Source organism: Agromyces ramosus (genome assembly GCF_030817175.1).
Classification (GTDB): Bacteria; Actinomycetota; Actinomycetes; order Actinomycetales; family Microbacteriaceae; genus Agromyces; species Agromyces ramosus_A.
The window spans coordinates 1,787,234-1,804,963 of record NZ_JAUSYY010000001.1 but is presented as its reverse complement, the minus strand read 5'-3'; the positions used below and the strand labels follow the sequence as shown (position 1 = coordinate 1,804,963).

The window sequence follows — 17,730 nt, the reverse complement described above, 5'->3', positions numbered from 1 at the left end:
GCGTCGTCGGTGATTTGTTGCGAGTTCCAACATAAACGTCGCGGTCACCGTTCGCAAGCGGAGAGCGGCCGCCGGCCATTTGTTCTCAAATTCCACAAACTGCTTGCGCGCCCCCGCTCGATGTGCGTACAGTGCCCGACGAACGATCAATCGAAACGTTTAGACGATGGAGTCCGGCATGGCGAAGATTCACGAGGTGGCGAAGGCCGCCGGCGTGTCGATCAGCACCGTGTCGTACGCCCTGAGCGGCAAGCGCACGATCTCCGCCGAGACCCGGCAGCGCATCGAACGCGCCGTGCGAGAGCTCGACTACCGCCCCAACGCCGGCGCCCGCATGCTCGCCGGCCGTCGCACGAACATCTTCGCGCTCACCGAGCCGTTCCGCGCCGACACCTATGCGCCCGCCCACATGGCCTTCGTGCTCGCGACCTCGATCGCCGCGCGGCGCCACGACTACGACGTGCTGCTGCTCACCGAGGAGGAGGCCTCGGCCGGCATGCGCCGGGTCGCCACGAGCGGCCTCTGCGACGCCGTCCTCGTGCTCGACGTGGCACCCGACGACGAGCGGGTCGGTGTCGCCCGGCAGCTCGGCATCCCGTCGGTCTTCGTCGGGGTGCCCGACGACCATGACGGACTCGTCTGCGTCGACCTCGACTTCGAGGCGGCGGCCGGGCTCGCCGTCGATCGCCTGGCGGACGCGGGTCACCGCTCGATCGGCCTCCTCGGCCATCCGCCGTCGGCCTACCTCCGATCGAACTTCCCGCCGCGCATCCGCGCCGGGTTCGAGCGACGGGCCCGCGAACGCGGACTCGACCCGGCCGTGGAGCTTCCTGAGCCCGGCGGCAACGGCAGCCGCGGCGTCGCGGTGCGCGCGGCGGTCGGCGCGCTGCTCGACCGCGGAGTCACCGCGCTCGTGCTCCACTGCGACGACGCGGCCCACCACGCCGTGCTCGACGAGCTCGCCGCGCGCGGCCTCGGCATACCCGCCGACGTGGCCGTGATCTCGGTCGGCTCGACCTTCGACACCACCGCGATGCACCCGCCGCTCGACGTCGTCCCGCTCGTGCCGCAGGCCTCGTGCGACCGCGCCGTCGACCTCGCGATGCAGATGCTGTCCGAGTCCGCACCCGCGGCCGGCGTCTACCTCATCGCGCCCGAGTACCGCGACCACGGCTCGGTCGTCCAGCCAGACGCCCCACGCTGACCGCCCGGTCGGCCACCCCACGAGAGGAACACCTATCCATTCCCGCATCATCGAAGCGCTTCGATAATCCAGCCGCACCACCCCGAACGACCCCTGAGGCCCCACCAAGGAGAATGCAATGAAGCACACCAGAACCGTCGGAGCCGCCGCGGCACTCGCCGCCGCGGCGCTCGTCCTCACCGGATGCAGCGGCTCCAGCCAGACCGATGACAACGTCCTCCGCCTCTGGCACTACGAGGGCGCCGACAGCGCCATGGGCATCGCCTGGGCCGAGGCGATCAAGATCTTCGAGGAGGAGACCGGAGCGACCGTCGAGTTCGAGGAGAAGAGCTTCGAGCAGATCCGCTCGACCGCGAGCCAGGTGCTCAACTCCGACGAGGCACCCGACCTGCTCGAGTACAACAAGGGCAATGCGACGGCGGGCCTGCTCTCGAGCCAGGGCCTGCTCACCCCGCTCGACGACGCGGTCGAGGAGTACGGCTGGGACGACCAGCTCGCGCCGTCGCTGCAGACCACCGCGAAGTACGACGAGAACGGCGTCATGGGATCGGGCAGCTGGTTCGGCGTGCCCAACTACGGCGAGTTCGTCGAGGTCTACTACAACAAGGACGCATTCGCCGCCGCAGGCCTCGAGGTGCCCACCACCCTCGCGGAGTTCGAAGACGTGCTCGCGGCCTTCGCCGCGCAGGGCGTCACGCCGCTCGCCGAGTCGGCCGCGGAATACCCGCTCGGCCAGCTCTGGTACCAGCTCGCCCTCACGAAGGCCGACCGGCAGTTCGTGAACGACTACCAGCTCTACGAGAACCCCGTCGACTGGACGGGCGAAGAGCTCACGTTCGCCACCGAGACGGTGAAGGACTGGACCGACAAGGGGTACCTCTCGACGGATGCCAGCGGCCTGAAGGCCGAAGACGCCGGCGTCGGGTTCATCGGCGGCGACTACCCGATCTTCTTCTCCGGCAGCTGGTGGTACGGCCGCTTCGTGAACGAGATCACCGATTTCGAGTGGGGCACGTTCCTGTTCCCCGAGGCGGAGCTCTCGCCCGGATCGGCCGGGAACATGTGGGCCGTCCCTGAGCGGGCAGCCAACAAGGAGCTCGCCTACGAGTTCATCGACATCACGATGCGCCCCGAGATCCAGGCGATCCTCGGCAACAACGGCGGCGTCCCCGTGGCCGCCGAAGAGGCCGACATCACCGACGAGAAGAGCGCCGAGCTCATCGCGAACTTCAACACGCTGACCGAGCGCGACGGCATCGCGTACTACCCCGACTGGCCCACCGCGACGTTCTACGACGAGCTGAACGCGGGCCTGCAGGAGCTCGTCAACGGCACGAAGTCGCCCGCCGAGGTGCAGCAGCAGCTCGGCGAGCAGTACCAGGCCGGCGTCGACGACATCGTCGGCTGACGCCGCGCGGATGCCGCGGGCCGGAGTGTGCGCCGCGCCCGCGGCATCCGTCCAACCGGAAGGTCCCATCATGTCCATCGCCCCCGCCCCGCTGGAGGCAGCGAAGCCCGGCGGCGCCGCGCGCGCCGCGTTGAGGCCGCCGTCGAGCCTGATCCCCGGCTCGAGCCGCAACGCCTACTGGCTCTACCTCGTGCCCGGCCTCGCGCTGCTCACGATCATCGTCGTCGTACCGCTCGTCTGGAACGTGTACCTGACGTTCACCGACTACCGCGGCATCCGCCCGCCCGAGTGGATCGGCCTCGACAACTGGATCGAGCTGGCCGGCGATTCCGTCTTCTGGACCTCGTTCGCCAACTCGATCGCGATGATCGTCGCAATGGTCGTCGTGCCGACCCTCCTCGGCCTACTCCTCGCCGCGATGCTCTTCGACCTCATCGGCAAGAAGTTCGGCGCGCGGCTCGCGAGCTTCCTCCGTGCCACCTACTACCTGCCGCAGATCCTCCCCGCCGTCATCGCAGCGATCGTGATCGGCTGGATCCTCCGGCCGCAGAACGGCGCGCTCAACCAGGTGCTCGAGGCGGTCGGGCTGGGGGCGCTCCAGCACAACTGGCTCGGCAGCCCCGACACCGCGCTGCCGAGCATCATGGTCATCATGGTCTGGGTGCAGCTCGGCTACCCGATCGTCATCTTCATGGCCGCCCTGCAGCGGGTCGATCCCGAGCTGTACGAGGCCGCCGAGCTCGACGGTGCCAACTGGTACCAGCGCTTCCGCGCGATCACGGTCGGCATCATCCGCCCCGAGATCTTCGTGGTGACCCTCACCTGCACCATCGCCGCGCTCAAGGTGTTCGGGCCCGTCTACGCACTCACCGGCGGCGGGCCGGGCACCGCGACGATCGTCCCCGCGTACTACGCCTACAGCGAGTTCTTCCAGTCGCAGCAGGTCGGGTACGGCGCCACGATCGCCACCGCGCTCACGATCGTCATCGCCGCCGTGAGCGTCGCGTTCATCCTCGTGCAGAACCGCTACGAGCGTCAGGAAGAGGAACGATGAGCACCGTGCTCGACGAAACGGCCGAGACCGTCGTGACATCCGCTCGGCCGGCGAAGCGGCCGGCGACCCGGAGCGCCGGCGTGCGCAAGGGCCGCAAGCCGGGCGACTGGGTGGTGCTCGCCGTGGCGGTCGTGCTCGGCTTCTTCATCGCCGTGCCGTTCCTCATGATCCTCATCAACTCGTTCAAGTCGCCGGCCGACTACAACTCCTCCGGACCGCTCACACTGCCGACCTCGCTGTACTTCGACGGCATCGTCGCATTCTGGGAGCGAGTGAACTTCCCCGAGAAGTTCTGGAACAGCGTCTTCATCTCGGGGCTCGTCGCGGTCTTCGCCGTGGTGCTCTCGATGTTCAACGCGTTCGCCCTCGGCATCGGCCGCGTGAGGGGCCGGCTCTGGATCGTCGTCCTGATCCTGCTCGCGAACATGCTGCCGCAGGAGGTGCTCCTCTACCCGCTGTACTTCATGTTCAAGGAGGTCGGCCTCTACGACAACCAGTGGGCCGTCATCATCATCTTCACGGTCATCCAGTCGGCGTTCGGCACCTACCTGCTGGCGTCGGTCTACAGCACGTTCCCGAAGGAGATGCTCGAGGCCGCGTCGCTCGACGGGGCGAGCCGATGGCAGATCCTCTGGCGCGTGGTGTACCCGATCTCGCGGCCGACACTGTCGGTGCTGCTCATCTTCTTCTTCATCTGGACGTGGAACGAGTTCCTGATCCCACTCACCTTCCTGGTCTCGAACGCGACGCAGACCGTCCCGGTCGCGATCACGGTGCTGCAGGGCGATCGGCTCATGGATGTCACGACCACGAGTGCATCCGCCCTGCTCGGGCTCATCCCGACCCTCGTCTTCTTCCTCATCTTCCAACGCACCCTCACCAGGGGCATCACCGCAGGAGCAGTCAAGTAACCATGAAGTTCACCGATGGGTTCTGGCAGGTTCGACCGGGCGTCGAGGCGTTCTACGCGCAGGAGGCGTACGACCTCGCCGTCGAGGGCGACGAGCTCGTGGTCGCCGCCCCGACGAAGGTCATCGCCACGCGCGGCGACACCCTCAACCGTCCGATGCTCACGGTCTCGATCGCGAGCCCGGCGGAGGGTGTCATCCGGGTCCGGGTCGAGCACCATCGCGGCGCGCGGCGCGACCCCGGCTTCGCGATCGAGACGGATGCCGCGTTCCACCCCGAGCTCCGGCTCGACGAGGTCGAGGGCGTCGTCGACGCGGGCTCCCTTCGTGCGCGCATCGGCCGCGGGGCGCCATGGGATCTCGCGTTCGAGCACGATGGCGGCACCTACACGTCGAGCGGCCACAAGTCGGTGGGATACCTGAAGCTGGCGCCGGATGCCCCGATCGCCGCCGAGCCCACGGGCGTGGCGGGTGTCACGACCACGGGCCTCGCCCCCGCACCGGCGTACCTGCACACCCAGCTCTCGCTCGGGGTCGGCGAGCTCGTCTACGGGCTCGGCGAACGGTTCGGGCCGCTCGTCAAGAACGGGCAGACCGTCGACATCTGGAACACCGACGGCGGCACCTCGAGTGAGCAGGCCTACAAGAACGTGCCGTTCTACCTCACGAACCGCGGATACGGCGTGCTCGTGAACCATGCCGGGCACGTCTCGTTCGAGGTCGGGTCCGAGGCGGTCGAACAGGTGCAGTTCTCGGTCGCGGGCGAGGTGCTCGAGTACTTCGTGATCGCGGGACCGACGCCGGCCGAGGTGCTCGACCGGTACACGCGGCTCACCGGCCGGCCCGCGCTCGTGCCCGAATGGTCGTACGGGCTGTGGCTCTCGACGAGCTTCACGACCGACTACGACGAGCAGACGGTCAACGCGTTCATCGACGGCATGGCCGAACGCGACATCCCGCTCAGCGTGTTCCACTTCGACTGCTTCTGGATGCGCGAGTTCCACTGGACCGACTTCGAGTGGGACCCGAGGGTCTTCCCCGACCCCGAGGGCATGCTCGCCCGCCTGCATGACCGCGGCCTCAAGGTCAGCGCCTGGCTGAACCCCTACATCGCGCAGCGGTCGAAGCTGTTCCGCGAGGGCGTCGAGGCCGGCTACCTCGTGCGACGTGCCGACGGCAGCGTCTGGCAGTGGGACCTCTGGCAGGCCGGCATGGCGCTCGTCGACTTCACGAACCCGGATGCCACGGCGTGGTTCCAGGGTCACCTCCGCCGCCTGCTCGACCAGGGCGTCGACGCGATCAAGACCGACTTCGGCGAGCGTATCCCGATCGACGTGGTCTGGCACGACGGCAGCGAGCCCGAGGCGATGCACCACCGGTACACCGAGCTCTACAACCGCGCGGTGTTCGAGGTGCTCGAAGAGGTGCGGGGGCCTGGCGAGGCCGTGCTGTTCGCGCGCTCGGCGACCGCCGGCGGACAGCAGATGCCCGTGCACTGGGGTGGCGACAACTCCTCGTCGTTCGCGTCGATGGCCGAGAGCCTGCGCGGCGGGCTCTCGCTCGCGCTGAGCGGGTTCGGGTACTGGAGTCACGACATCGGCGGGTTCGAGGGCGACCCCGACCCCGCGGTGTTCAAGCGCTGGCTCGCGTTCGGGCTGCTCTCGAGCCACTCGCGATTGCACGGGTCCACGAGCTACCGCGTGCCGTGGGCCTTCGATCGCGGCGACGAGGCACCGGGCCAGAGCGCGGTCGAGGTGGCGCGGCGGTTCGCGAAGCTCAAGCAGTCGCTGCTGCCGTACCTCGTCGCTGCGGGCGAGGAGGCGCATCGCACCGGGCGACCGGTCATGCGGCCCATGCAGCTCGAGTTTCCCGACGATCCGGCGGTCGCCTACCTCGATCGGCAGTACCTGCTCGGCCCGAGCCTGCTCGTCGCGCCGGTGTTCAGCGCCGACGGCGAGGTCGAGTACTACCTCCCGGCGGGGCGCTGGACGAACTGGTTCACGAACGAGGTCGTCGACGGCGGCGGCTGGCGGCGGGAGGTGCACGGCTTCGACACCGTGCCGCTGTGGGTGCGGGAGGGCGCGGTGGTTCCGCGGGCCGACCAGGAGTCGTGACCGCAAGTCCCGGCGCTACGATCGAAACATGGAGACGGATGCCGCTGCCGAACGCGTCACGCTCGCGCTCGTCGCCGAAGAGGCCGGCGTCTCGCTCTCGACGATCTCGAAGGTCCTGAACGGACGCACGGATGTCTCGGCCGCGACCCGGGCGCGCGTCGAGACCCTGCTCGCGGCGCGTGGCTACGAACGACGCGGCGGCCGTGCGGCACCGAAGGCCGAGCTCATCGAGCTCGTCTTCCACGAGCTCGACAGCATCTGGTCGATGGAGCTGATCGCCGGCGTCGAGACGGTCGCGAAGGAGCACGGGCTGAGCGTCGTGCTCACGGTGAGCGGCAGTCGCCACTCCCCCGATCCCGACTGGATCGAGGGGGTCATGCGGCGCCGCCCTGTCGGTGTCGTGCTCGTCTTCTCCGACCTGGCACCCGAGTACCGCGAGCGGCTGCGTTCCCGCGCGATCCCCTTCGTGATCGTCGACCCGGCCGGCGACCCGTCGCCCGACGCGCCCTCGGTCGGATCGGCGAACTGGTCTGGCGGGCTCATGGCCACCCGGCACCTCATCGAGCTCGGCCACCGCCGCATCGCCGCGATCACGGGCCCCGAAGACATGATGTGCTCCCTCGCCCGGCTCGACGGCTACCGCTCGGCGATGAACTCCGCCGGCCTCTCGATCGATCCGGCGTACGTGCGCTTCGGCGACTTCCACGTCAGCGGCGGCCGCGACCGCGCCGGCGAGCTCCTCGCGCTCGACGCGCCGCCGACGGCCATCTTCGCGGGCAGCGACCTGCAGGCGCTCGGGGCGCTCGACGCCGCTCGCGCGTTCGGGCTCCGGGTGCCCGAAGACGTCTCGATTGTCGGCTACGACGACATCCCGCTCGCGCGTTGGGTGACGCCCCGGCTCACGACGGTGCACCAACCGCTGAAGCGCATGGGCGAGGAGGCCGCTCGGCTCGTCATCCGGTTGAGTGACGAGCAGCCGGCGACGACTCCCCGAATGGACCTCGCGACGAGCCTCGTGGTGCGCGAGAGCACCGCGCCGCCGGCGTCGGCCTGAGCGGCGGCGGCCGCGTCAGTCGCGCGACTCGAGCTCGAACCAGTCGAAGTCGGCATGGCCGACACCCCTGCCAACGGCGACGAGGCCCACCCAGACCCCGAGGAACCCGCCGGCCAACTCCGACGCGAGCGGTGCGGCATCCGCCAGTGCGACGCGCGTCGGGTCGCCGCCCAGGCCGCGGACCGTCGCCTGCACCGCGAATCCGTCGAGCTCCAGCTCGAGCTCGAGCGGACCGTTGGGAGCGACGGATGCCTCGCCGAGCGTTCGACGTACGCCACCCGTCGTGAGGCTCGCCGCGACGACGCGACCGCCCACGGCGTCGCCGCGCACGACGAGCGCGAGGTGCGCGTCCTCCGACTGCCGCAGCAGGAGGCCGGCTTCCTCGCTCGCGGTCGGCGCCTCGAGTTCGACCAGGGCCGAGATGCGTGCCCGCATCGACGCGAGCCGACGCCCGGCGAACGAGACCGGGCCGATCTCGGTCGGGCCGGTCGCGCCGAGCCGGAGCCGAAGGTGCCCGGGGCGCGCGGTCAGCGACATCCGGTCGCGGCCGTCCGTGCGGAGGGTGTTCCATTCGGGATCGAGTGCCGGGCGGTCGAAGTCGTCGCGCGCGAGCGCGATCGCCGGCGCCTGGTCGGGTACCCCCTCGGCGTCCACCACGGCTTCGACACGGCCGGCGCCCGGCGTGAACAGCGGACGCCCCGCGTCCCAGTCGACAGGCACGAGGTTGGGTCTCCCGGCCGAGGAGACTGCCGGCGCCGTCGACGGTGCGCGTGGCGAGGAGCACCGCCCAGGAGCGGCCGTCGGGCGCGTCGACGAGATCGGCGTGGCCGACGTTCACCACGTCCGCCCGCGAGCCCAGGTCGCGATGCGTGAGGCGCGGGTTGCCCGGGTCGCCGGTGTACGGGCCCGTGATCTCGTCGGCGTACGCGACGCAGACCGCGTGATCGCGCTCGGTGCCGCCCTCTGCTGCCAGGAGCAGCCAGCGTCCGTCGCGACGGTACAGGTGCGGTCCCTCTGTCCATCGGGCTCCGACGAGCGCGCCGCGCCAGATGAGCCGCTCCGCCCCGATCGGCGCGAACGTGACCGGATCGAGTTCGCGCAGCCAGACATCCGTCTGCCCCTCCCACTCCCCCGGATCGGCGAGCCGCGTGCCGCAGAGCCAGACCCGACCCGCGTCGAAGGTGAGCGAAGGGTCGATTCCGGGCACGCCGTCGAACCAGACCGGGGTCGACCATGGGCCGGCGGGGTTGGTGGCCGTCACGAGGAAGTGCCCCTGGCGTCCCTCGCCGTGCACGAGCGTGCACACCACGTGGAACCGCCCGTCGTGATACCGGATCGTCGGCGCGAAGAGGCCGCCCGACGACGGCACGGTCGACAGGTCGAGCTGATCGGGGCGGTGAACTGCGTGACCGATGAGCTCCCAGTCGACGAGGTTTCGCGATCGGTGGATCGGCAGGCCCGGGAAGTACTCGAATGTCGACGTCACGAGGAAGAACTCGTCGCCGACGCGGCAGATGCTCGGGTCGGGATGACAACCGGGCAGCACCGGGTTTCGGTAGCGCCCCATCAGCCGGCGTCGGCGAGCGCGGCGGTCGCGCCCGACGTGATGCGCTCCACCTCCACCGTCGGTTGCAAGCGCCGGGTGTGGTCCACGACTCGCGTCGCGCCGACGAGGCGAAGCGAGTGCGAGAACGGCAGGTCGGCGCTCGAGCGCCCTGCGCTGAGCACGAGCTCCCCGGGTTCTACGATGCGGTCGCCCGCTCGGCCCGTGAACGACGCGAGATCGGCAGGAACGGTCATCCGCACCTCCGCCTCCTCGCCGGGCGGGAGCTCCACGCGCGCGTACCCCACGAGTCGCTGCACCGGGCGCACCACGGACGCGACCGGGTCGTGGAGGTAGAGCTGCACGACGTCGGCTCCGGCGCGGTCGCCGACGTTCCGCAGCCGCAGTCGCACCGTCACCTCGCCGTCGACGCCGATCTCGGTCCCGTCGCCCGAGAACGAGGTCCACTCGAACGCGGCATAGCCGAGCCCGTGCCCGAACGGGAAGGCCGCGGTGGGGTCGACGTTCGACACGTCGTTCGCCCGGGCCAGCGGCGGCGCGAGATACGTGTTCGGCTGCGTTCCCGGCGTCGCCGGCACACTCACGGGCAGGCGTCCGCTCGGATTGACCCGCCCGCTCACGACTCCCGCGATCGCGTGGGCGCCCTCCTCGCCCGCGAAGAACGCCTGCACGATCGCTGCCGCGTCCGTCGCGGCGCGGCCGAGCGCATACGGCCGGCCGGTGAGGAGCGTCACGACGGTCGGCGTTCCAGTGGCGAGCACCGCGTCGAGAAGCTCCTGCTGCGCGCCGGGCAACGCGAGTGATTCCGCGTCGCAGCCCTCGCCGCTCGTGCCCCGCCCGAACAGGCCGGCCCGGTCGCCCAGGGCGAGCACCACGACGTCGGCGGATGCCGCGAGCGCCGCGGCATCCGGAATCGTCGTCGTCTCGCCCCCGTCGACGCTCGTGCCCTGCGCGTACCGCACGTCGCTGCCGGGGAACTCGGCGCGGAGCGCGTCGAGGAGCGACGGGATCTCGATGCCCATCGCGACACTGGGGTGCTGCACGACGACATGCGCCGGAAACGAGTAGCAGCCGAGCATCGCGTACGGGTCGTCGGCGTTGGGGCCGATCACCGCGATGGTCGACGGCGACCCGAGCGGTAGCGTGCCGTCGTTGCGCAGCAGCACGAGCGCGCGCTCCGCGAGCTCGGCGGCGAGCGCGCGGTGCCCCGCGGTGTCGAGGTCGACGGTGCCGCGGAGCGACTCCGTCGAGTCGAGGTCGACGCCGACGAGCGCCGGCGGCACTGGCGACCAGCCGGCATCGAGCAGCCCGAGCTCCGCCTTCTGCGTGAGCACGCGCCGCAGCGCCGTGTCGACGAGCGCAGGGTCGACGACTCCCGATTCCACGGCCAGCCGCAGCGGCTCGCCGAACGCCTTCACCGTCGGCAGCTCGACGTCGATGCCCGCCTCGAGGGCGGCCCCGGCCGCCTCGCCCCAGGTTCCGGCGATGCCATGGAGGAGCTTCAGGAAGGCGACCGCGAAGTAGTCGGCCACGACCGTGCCCTCGAACCCCCACGTCTCACGCAGGAGTCCGGTCAGCAGTTCGCGGTCACCCGCCGACGGAACCCCGTCGAGGTCGGTGTACGCGTTCATGACGCTGCGCGCGCCGCCGTCGCGGAGCGCCATCTCGAACGGCGGCAGGAGCACGTCGGCCAGCTCACGGGTGCCGACCGAGACCGGAGCGAGGTTGCGCCCTGCCTTCGACGCCGAGTAGCCGACGAAGTGCTTGAGGGTCGCGACGACCCCGGCCGACTCGAGGCCGCGCACGTAGGCGGTGCCGATCGTGGCGACGAGGAACGGATCCTCGCCGATGGTCTCCTCGACGCGTCCCCAGCGCGCGTCGCGCACGACGTCGAGCACGGGCGCGAGACCCTGGTGCACACCGACCCGGCGCAGGTCGTCGCCGATACGACGGGACATCCGCTCGACGATCTCGGGGTCGAAGGTCGCACCCCACGACAGGGGCACCGGGTATGCGGCGGCCCCCCAGGCGGCGAAGCCGGCGAGGCACTCCTCGTGTGCGATCGCCGGTATGCCGAAGCGGTTCGCAGCGACGATGCGCTCCTGCGTGCGCATCAGGGAGAGCGCGCCCACGGCCGCGTCGATCGGCGCGGTGCCGAACGGGCGCGTGAGCTGCCCGAGGCCGTGCGGCAGAAGCTCGTCGAGGTCGACGTCGTCGTCGAGGTCGTGCTGGTGCGGCGCGACGTCGCCACCCTCGTCGGATGCCCCGACCCACACGCCGTAGAGCTGGGCGAGCTTCTCATCGAGGGACATCGCGGCGACGAGCGCTTCGACGCGCTCCGTGACCGGCCGCGACGCGTCGCGCCAGGGGGCATCCGTCACCGGCCCGCTCATCCCTTCACCGCCCCGGTCAGGCCGCCGACGATGCGGCGCTCGAAGATGCTGAAGAAGATGAGGGCGGGAATCATCGACAGCGAGGTGAAGGCGAGCACCTTGGCCGTGTCCACCGAGTATTGCGAGGCGAAGGCCTGCACGCCGAGCGGCAGGGTGAAGGCAGCCTCGTTGTTCAGGATGAACAGCGGCAGGATGTAGCTGTTCCAGCTCGCGATGAAGGCGAGGATGCCCACGGTGATGACGCCGGGCAACGCCAACGGCACCACCATCCTCCAGAAGAAGCCGAGGCGCGAGCATCCGTCGATCGAGGCGGCCTCCTCGATCTCATCGGGGATGGCGCGGAGGAACGGCACGAGGATGATGATCGTCGCCGGCAGGGCGAAGGCGATCTGCGGCAGGATGATCCCGGCCATAGAGTTCATCAGGCCGAGGTTGCGCACGACGAGATAGAGGGGCGTGATCGCGACCGTCATCGGGAACATCAGGCCGGCGGCGAAGACCGCGTACAGCAGCCCGCGCGTCCGGAACCGGTAGCGCGCGAGCACGTAGCTGGCCATGAGGCCGAGCGCGACGACCCCGAGCGTGGTGACGACCGCGGCGACCGTGGAGTTCGCCACCTCGCCCCAGAAGGTCGTGCTGCCGAGCACCTCGGCGTAGTTCTTCGTCACCCACGGCGAGGGCAGGCCCGACGCATCGGCGGTGATCTGCGCGTTCGTGCGGAAGCCGCCGATGATGATGTACAAGATCGGCGCGAGCATGAGCGCGACCACGACGACGGCGCCGAGGTAGATGCCGGGGCTCCCCCACGGCAACCGGCCATTGCCGCGCGGCCGCCTGGCCTGCGGGATGGCGATGGTCGAGGCGGTCATCGCTCGCTCCGTTCAGTGAGGGCGCCGGCTGTGTCGCGACGCAGCACGTAGCGCTGGTAGACGAGGGCGACCACGAGCGAGATGACGAACAGCACCACCGCCACGGCGTTGCCGTACCCGTAGTTGCCGGCATTGCGGCCGTTGGCGACCATGTACGTCGCCATCGTCGAGGTACCCGCGGTCGAGGCGATGTACTGGCCCCAGATGATGTAGACGAGGTCGAACAGCTGCAGCGATCCGATGATCGACAGGAACGCCCAGATGCGCAGGGTCGGTCCCAGCAGCGGCAGCGTGATCCGGCGCTGGATCTGCCAGTATGAGGCGCCGTCGATCTGGGCGGCCTCGGTGAGCTCCTGCGGGATGCCCTGGAGTCCGGCGAGGAAGAGGATGACGGCAAAGCCGATGTACTTCCAGGTGATGATCGCGAGCAGGGTCCAGATCGCCAGGGCAGGGTTCGAGAGCCAGTCTTCGGCGAGGGCGCCGAGCCCGACCTTCTCGAGCAGCCCGTTGAGCGCGCCGTCGCTCTGCAGCATGAGGCTCCAGCCGGTGCCGACGACGACCTCGGCGATGACGTACGGCACGAAGATGAGCACGCGGATCGCCGACTGCCCCCGCATCGGGCGGTTCAGCAGCAGCGCCAGCAGCAGCGCGATCGGCCCCTGCAGCACGAGCGACATCACGACGATGACGACGTTGTGCCAGAGGGCCTCATGGAAGGTCGGGTCCTGGAAGATCGTGGCGTAGTTCTGCAGGCCGATGAAGTCAGTCGGGGGGCCGTAGCCCTTCCACCGGAAGAATCCGTAGTACCCGGCCATGACGACCGGGAAGATGACGAAACCGAGGAAGACGACGAGGGCCGGGCCGACGAGCACCGTGATCTCGAGGGCCTTCCGCCAGTCGCGCCGGCCGCTGCGCGGACCCGGCGCCGATGGCGCCGGGTCGCCGGCCCGACGCAGGGCCGGGGACGACTCGTCCCCGGCCCCCACGTCGTCCGCCGGCGCTCGCCTCGGTGCGGGAGTGCTGGTGCGAACGCTCATGTCGCGAGGGCCTCTCAGCCCTTCTTGATGGCGTCTTCGACGGCGTCGACGATGCCCTGCGCGTCGCCCTTGCCCGCGAGCAGGTCGACGACGCCGACGTTGAGCGCATTGCCGACGTTCTGGCCGAGCAGCGTGTCGAGCCACACCGAGACGTACGGCGCGTCGTTGTACGAGGCGAGCACTTCCTGCAGTGCGGGGTCGGTGACGACGCCTTGGGCATCCTTGTTGGCGGGAAGCGTGACGAACGCCTGGGCGTAGGCCTCCTGCTGCTGCTTCTGCGAGGCGAACTCGAGGAACTCGGCGCATTCCTTCGGTGCATCGACGTGGCAGCTGTACCCGTCGACGCCGCCCATCATCGCGCCGGCGTCACCGTCACCGCCGTCGACGGCGGGGAAGGGGAACCAGCCGAGGTCGGCCAGCGGCTGCTCGTCGGGCGTGAGCGAGGCGATCACTCCGGGGTCCCACGCGCCCATGAGCTCCATGGCGGCCTTGTGGTTGGCGACCAGGCCCGCGGAAGAGCCGGCTCCCTGCTGAGCGGTGGTGGTGAGGAAGCCGTTGTTGTACGGCTCGGTGGCGGCGAAGTCCGCGAGGTCCTCGCCGGCGCGCAGGAAGCACTCGTCGGAGAAGCTCGGGTCGGTCGCGAGCGCGGCCACGACGTCTTGCGAGCACTCCCGCAACACGAAGAAGTAGTACCAGTGCGCTGCCGGCCAGGCGTCTTTGGCACCGAGCGCAATCGGGGCGATGCCCGCAGCCTTGAGCTTGTCGACACCGTCGCTCAACTCGTCGAACGTCGTCGGCGTCTCGGTGATGCCTGCCTGGGCGAAGAGGTCCTTGCTGTAGTAGATGCCGCCCGGCAGCACGGAGGACGGCACGCCGTAGACCTTGTCGTCGACGGAGAGCGCGGCAAGTGATGCCTCGCCGAGCGCGGCCTTGGTGTCGTCGGAGAGGGCATCGGTGAGGTCTTGCACCTGACCGGCCTCGACCACAGCCGCGAGCTTGCCGCCGCCGCGGGCCATGAAGATGTCGGGCGCGTCGCCGGAGTTCAGGGCGGTCTGGAGCTTGCCGTCCATGTCCTCGTTCTGGATGGCCTGGATCTCGATGGTCACGCCGGGGTGCTCCGCCTCGAAGTCGTCGGCCGTCTGCTGCCAGTAGGCCTTGCCGTCGCCGGTGGTGGAGTTGTGCCAGAAGGTCAGGTTGACCGAGCCGTCAGCCGAGTCACCGCCCCCGGCACCGCACCCGGCGAGGGTGCTGACGGCCAGTGCGGCCACGGCTCCCAGCGTGACGAGCCGCGTGATGCTGCGTCTGTTCATCATTGAACCTCTCGAAAGTTTCGACGTCAACGTCGAAAGTGGTGTGGACGTCTTGAATATACGGCGGTACAGATTTGGGGTCAAGCACAACAAATCCTGCGCGCCACTCCGTTATCACCCTGTGACCCGCCTAGAGTGGACGCGTGACAGACCGGGCGGGCACCTTCGACGGCGTCCACCGTCGAAACCTCTCGAAAGTGCTCGGTCTCGTGCACCTCGAAGGACCCCTGTCCCGCGCACGCCTGACGGTTTCGACCGGGCTCAACCGATCGACGGTCGCGTCACTCGTCGCCGAGCTCGTGTCGCTCGGCCTCGCCGTCGAGCAGGCGCCCGACCCCACGAACCGCGTCGGACGGCCCTCTCCCGTCGTCGCGGCCGATTCGAACGTGCTGGCCATCGCGGTGAACCCCGAGGTCGACGCGATCACGATCGCCGCCGTGGGCATCGACGGCCGCATTCCCGTGCGCGAGCGCATCGAGGTCGAGCGGCTGCCCACGCCCGAGGAGACCGCAGCGCTGGTGGCATCCGTTCGCGATCGCTGGTCCGCGGGCCCGCTGCGCGAAGGCCGGTTCGTCGGTGTCGGGCTCGCGGTCCCCGGGCTCGTGCGCGCGACCGACGGGCTCGTGCGCTGGGCGCCGCACCTCCAGTGGACGGATGTCCCGCTCCGAACCCTCGTCGAAGACGCCACGGGCCTCCCGGCCGCCGTCGCCAACGACGCGAGCCTCGGCGCGATCGCCGAGCACCTCTTCGGCGCAGGGCGCGGCATCGACGACCTCGTCTACCTCAACGGCGGCGCGAGCGGCATCGGCGGCGGCCTCATCGTGCACGGGATGCCTGTGGGCGGCGCCGGCGGCTACGCGGGCGAGTTCGGCCAGAACCGCCCGGGCATCGCGGCCGACGGCGACCGCCGCGCCGCCGACGGCGTGCTCGAAGACGAGGTCAGCCGCTCGCGTCTGCTCGCGGTGGCCGGCCTCGAGCACGCCGACGAGCCGACCCTTGCCGCCGCGCTCTCGTCGGCCGGCACCCGGCCGGTCGACGACGAGCTGGCACGCCAGCGGCGCATCCTCGCGACGGCGCTCAGCAACGCGGTCAACGTGCTGAACCCGTCGCTCGTCGTGCTCGGCGGATTCCTCGCCACGATCGCCGAGCGGGACCTGGGCGCGCTCGAGCGAGCGGTTGCCGCCCAGGCGCTCCCTGCTGCGGCAGAGGACCTCGCGATCCGCGTGGCCGAGCTCGGCGAAGACCGCCTCATGATCGGGGCGGCCGAGATCGCATTCGCTGCACTGCTCGCCGACCCGCTCGCCGCCGCCTGAGGCAGGCGCCCCGGGGCCGGCGCTGCCGGCGCTGCCGGCGCTGCCTCAGCCGTGAACGCCGCGCACGAACTCGAGCAACAGCGGGTCGAACCGCTGGGGGTCTTCGAGGTTCGGCAGGTGGCCGGCCCAGTCGAGCTCACGCGACTCGGCGCCCGGGATGCGGTCTGCCAGCAGGGCGGCGATCCGGTGGAAGTAGTCGAGGTCGTGGGCGCCGGAGACCACGAGGGTCGGGGCAGTCACGTCGGCGAGGTCGAAGTCCTCGCGCTCGGCGGCGACGTCGCCAGCCGCGAGCTGCACCTCGAAGGCCCGGCGCTGCATGGCCGCGACGAACTCGCGGGTCTCGGCCGTGGCCGCTGGCCCGACCCAGGTGCGTACGTTCAGCGCGACCGCGCCGTCGACGTCGCCCGCTTCGAGCAGCGCGTCCTCCTCGGCACCGAACGCGCGCACGTCGGGGGTCGGCGCGAGCAGGCGCGTCGCCGCGCACACCAGGAGCAGCCCGGCGACGCGCGACGGCCAGCGCGACGCGAACTCCTGCGCGACACGACCGCCCATCGACGATCCGACGACCACCGCGCGATCGATCCCGAGCGAGTCGAGCAGCTCGCGCACGTCGGCGACCTCCTCATAGGCCGCCGACGGCGCGGGGCTCTCGCCGAAGCCCTGGAAGTCGGGGCGGAGCACGCGGTAGCCGGCTTCGACGAGGAGCGCCGACTGCCGCTGCCACATGCGCCGATCGCAGACTGAGGAATGGAGCAGGACGACGGCGGGGCCGTCACCGTCGAGGTCATGCGCGAGAGTCATCGCCGCCGAGCCTATCCAATTCGCCGGGGTGGTCCAGGCCGTGCGGGGGCCGCCCGCGGCGCGACTGACGCAGGCGGCTTCGGCCCTACCGGGCTACCCCGGGAGATCCTTGCGGTAGATGAGGAGGTCGCACTCGGTGGCCAACTGGGGCGCCAGCTCGGGATACCGCTCGTCGAGGCTGGTCGTGCGCACGACGCGGTAGCCGATGCGTTCGTACCAGCCCTGCAGGAACTGCTTCGACGGATGCGACCACGCTCGCGGCACGAGCAGCTCGAGCTGCATCGCCGTCAGTCCTCGTTCCCGTGCCCAGCGCTCGGTGAACGCGACGAGCTCGCGGCCGATGCCTTCGCCTCGCCGTTCGGGATCAGCCACGAGCATCCCGAAGAGTCCCGTCGTGTCGTCGAATTGCCTGACCTGCACGGCACCGACGATGACCCCGTCAGTGGTCGCCGCACCGACCTGACCGCGTCGGATGAGCTCAGCGAGGTCGCGCTCGTTCGTTCGCCGGGCGTCGGCGACCCAGAGCCCCGCCTCGCTCGTCTCGTACACGGAGTTCACGAGACCGGCGAGCCGTTCGACGAGAGCATCATCGGCGGCGGATGCCTCGGGCAGCAGGTCGATCGTGATGGGCATGGGGCCATCGTAGGCACGACCCCGGAGCTCGATTCTCGAGCGGCGAGCCGGGACGCCGACACTTCGAA

At 70.2% G+C, this 17,730-nt stretch carries 14 protein-coding genes and 1 pseudogene; 7 read left to right on the top strand and 8 right to left on the bottom strand.

Annotated features, from left to right (window positions below; genetic code table 11):
• The first annotated feature begins 178 nt into the window (after positions 1–178).
• The 6 genes from QFZ26_RS08490 (at position 179) to QFZ26_RS08465 (ending at position 7,742) form a co-directional block, all read left to right on the top strand.
• Positions 179–1,204, top strand: coding sequence for a LacI family DNA-binding transcriptional regulator (locus QFZ26_RS08490; protein WP_307041124.1), 1,026 nt, complete (start codon positions 179–181; stop codon positions 1,202–1,204).
• A 118-nt stretch (positions 1,205–1,322) separates the two neighbouring features.
• Positions 1,323–2,612, top strand: a complete 1,290-nt coding sequence (locus QFZ26_RS08485) for an ABC transporter substrate-binding protein (protein ID WP_307041122.1) — start codon at positions 1,323–1,325, stop codon at positions 2,610–2,612.
• Between the two features lie 70 nt (positions 2,613–2,682).
• Positions 2,683–3,666: a carbohydrate ABC transporter permease gene (locus QFZ26_RS08480; protein ID WP_307041120.1), complete on the top strand. Its 984-nt coding sequence runs from the start codon at positions 2,683–2,685 to the stop codon at positions 3,664–3,666.
• Positions 3,663–4,577 (top strand): carbohydrate ABC transporter permease, encoded by a 915-nt coding sequence (locus tag QFZ26_RS08475; RefSeq protein ID WP_307041118.1) that lies wholly within the window; start codon positions 3,663–3,665, stop codon positions 4,575–4,577. The genes QFZ26_RS08480 and QFZ26_RS08475 overlap by 4 nt, the downstream gene beginning before the upstream one ends.
• A gap of 2 nt (positions 4,578–4,579) precedes the next feature.
• Positions 4,580–6,688 (top strand): alpha-xylosidase, encoded by a 2,109-nt coding sequence (gene yicI / locus QFZ26_RS08470; RefSeq protein ID WP_307041116.1) that lies wholly within the window; start codon positions 4,580–4,582, stop codon positions 6,686–6,688.
• Between the two features lie 28 nt (positions 6,689–6,716).
• Positions 6,717–7,742 (top strand): LacI family DNA-binding transcriptional regulator, encoded by a 1,026-nt coding sequence (locus QFZ26_RS08465; protein WP_307041114.1) that lies wholly within the window; start codon positions 6,717–6,719, stop codon positions 7,740–7,742.
• Between the two features lie 15 nt (positions 7,743–7,757).
• Here QFZ26_RS08465 and QFZ26_RS08460 read toward each other — a convergent pair whose 3' ends face one another.
• The 6 genes and pseudogenes from QFZ26_RS08460 to QFZ26_RS08440 all read right to left on the bottom strand — a co-directional run bounded on the left by QFZ26_RS08460 (position 7,758) and on the right by QFZ26_RS08440 (position 14,918).
• A complete protein-coding gene (locus QFZ26_RS08460) occupies positions 7,758–8,462 on the bottom strand; it encodes a hypothetical protein (protein WP_307041112.1) in 705 nt (234 codons plus the stop codon).
• A 67-nt stretch (positions 8,463–8,529) separates the two neighbouring features.
• Positions 8,530–9,309, bottom strand: a pseudogene (locus QFZ26_RS18855) (glycoside hydrolase family 43 protein); the annotation flags it as partial.
• Positions 9,309–11,699, bottom strand: a complete 2,391-nt coding sequence (locus QFZ26_RS08455) for a beta-xylosidase/alpha-l-arabinosidase (protein ID WP_373460700.1) — start codon at positions 11,697–11,699, stop codon at positions 9,309–9,311. The gene QFZ26_RS08455 and the pseudogene QFZ26_RS18855, both read right to left, overlap by 1 nt.
• Positions 11,696–12,568: a carbohydrate ABC transporter permease gene (locus QFZ26_RS08450; RefSeq protein WP_307041109.1), complete on the bottom strand. Its 873-nt coding sequence runs from the start codon at positions 12,566–12,568 to the stop codon at positions 11,696–11,698. The genes QFZ26_RS08455 and QFZ26_RS08450 overlap by 4 nt, the downstream gene beginning before the upstream one ends.
• Positions 12,565–13,605, bottom strand: coding sequence for a carbohydrate ABC transporter permease (locus tag QFZ26_RS08445; protein WP_307041107.1), 1,041 nt, complete (start codon positions 13,603–13,605; stop codon positions 12,565–12,567). The genes QFZ26_RS08450 and QFZ26_RS08445 overlap by 4 nt, the downstream gene beginning before the upstream one ends.
• 14 nt (positions 13,606–13,619) lie before the next feature.
• The gene (locus QFZ26_RS08440) at positions 13,620–14,918 is read right to left on the bottom strand and encodes an extracellular solute-binding protein (RefSeq protein ID WP_307041105.1); all 1,299 of its coding nucleotides are present in this window, start codon (positions 14,916–14,918) and stop codon (positions 13,620–13,622) included.
• A gap of 140 nt (positions 14,919–15,058) precedes the next feature.
• Here QFZ26_RS08440 and QFZ26_RS08435 point away from each other — a divergent pair, with 140 nt between their 5' ends.
• The gene (locus tag QFZ26_RS08435) at positions 15,059–16,228 is read left to right on the top strand and encodes an ROK family transcriptional regulator (protein ID WP_307041103.1); all 1,170 of its coding nucleotides are present in this window, start codon (positions 15,059–15,061) and stop codon (positions 16,226–16,228) included.
• 45 nt (positions 16,229–16,273) lie between these two features.
• Here QFZ26_RS08435 and QFZ26_RS08430 read toward each other — a convergent pair whose 3' ends face one another.
• Both QFZ26_RS08430 and QFZ26_RS08425 read right to left on the bottom strand, forming a co-directional pair.
• Positions 16,274–17,029, bottom strand: a complete 756-nt coding sequence (locus QFZ26_RS08430) for an alpha/beta fold hydrolase (RefSeq protein WP_307041101.1) — start codon at positions 17,027–17,029, stop codon at positions 16,274–16,276.
• A gap of 93 nt (positions 17,030–17,122) precedes the next feature.
• Positions 17,123–17,662 (bottom strand): GNAT family N-acetyltransferase, encoded by a 540-nt coding sequence (locus tag QFZ26_RS08425; RefSeq protein ID WP_307041099.1) that lies wholly within the window; start codon positions 17,660–17,662, stop codon positions 17,123–17,125.
• Between the last annotated feature and the right edge of the window lie 68 nt (positions 17,663–17,730).

What these genes read in the sequence shown, in the direction of transcription:
- QFZ26_RS08490 (WP_307041124.1), top strand. Translation starts at nt 179, where the DNA reads ATGGCGAAGATTCACGAGGTGGCGAAGGCCGCCGGCGTGTCGATCAGC.
- QFZ26_RS08485 (WP_307041122.1), top strand. Translation starts at nt 1,323, where the DNA reads ATGAAGCACACCAGAACCGTCGGAGCCGCCGCGGCACTCGCCGCCGCG.
- QFZ26_RS08480 (WP_307041120.1), top strand. Translation starts at nt 2,683, where the DNA reads ATGTCCATCGCCCCCGCCCCGCTGGAGGCAGCGAAGCCCGGCGGCGCC.
- QFZ26_RS08475 (WP_307041118.1), top strand. Translation starts at nt 3,663, where the DNA reads ATGAGCACCGTGCTCGACGAAACGGCCGAGACCGTCGTGACATCCGCT.
- yicI (WP_307041116.1), top strand. Translation starts at nt 4,580, where the DNA reads ATGAAGTTCACCGATGGGTTCTGGCAGGTTCGACCGGGCGTCGAGGCG.
- QFZ26_RS08465 (WP_307041114.1), top strand. Translation starts at nt 6,717, where the DNA reads ATGGAGACGGATGCCGCTGCCGAACGCGTCACGCTCGCGCTCGTCGCC.
- QFZ26_RS08455 (WP_373460700.1), bottom strand. Translation starts at nt 11,699, where the DNA reads ATGAGCGGGCCGGTGACGGATGCCCCCTGGCGCGACGCGTCGCGGCCG.
- QFZ26_RS08450 (WP_307041109.1), bottom strand. Translation starts at nt 12,568, where the DNA reads ATGACCGCCTCGACCATCGCCATCCCGCAGGCCAGGCGGCCGCGCGGC.
- QFZ26_RS08445 (WP_307041107.1), bottom strand. Translation starts at nt 13,605, where the DNA reads ATGAGCGTTCGCACCAGCACTCCCGCACCGAGGCGAGCGCCGGCGGAC.
- QFZ26_RS08440 (WP_307041105.1), bottom strand. Translation starts at nt 14,918, where the DNA reads ATGATGAACAGACGCAGCATCACGCGGCTCGTCACGCTGGGAGCCGTG.
- QFZ26_RS08430 (WP_307041101.1), bottom strand. Translation starts at nt 17,029, where the DNA reads ATGACTCTCGCGCATGACCTCGACGGTGACGGCCCCGCCGTCGTCCTG.
- QFZ26_RS08425 (WP_307041099.1), bottom strand. Translation starts at nt 17,662, where the DNA reads ATGCCCATCACGATCGACCTGCTGCCCGAGGCATCCGCCGCCGATGAT.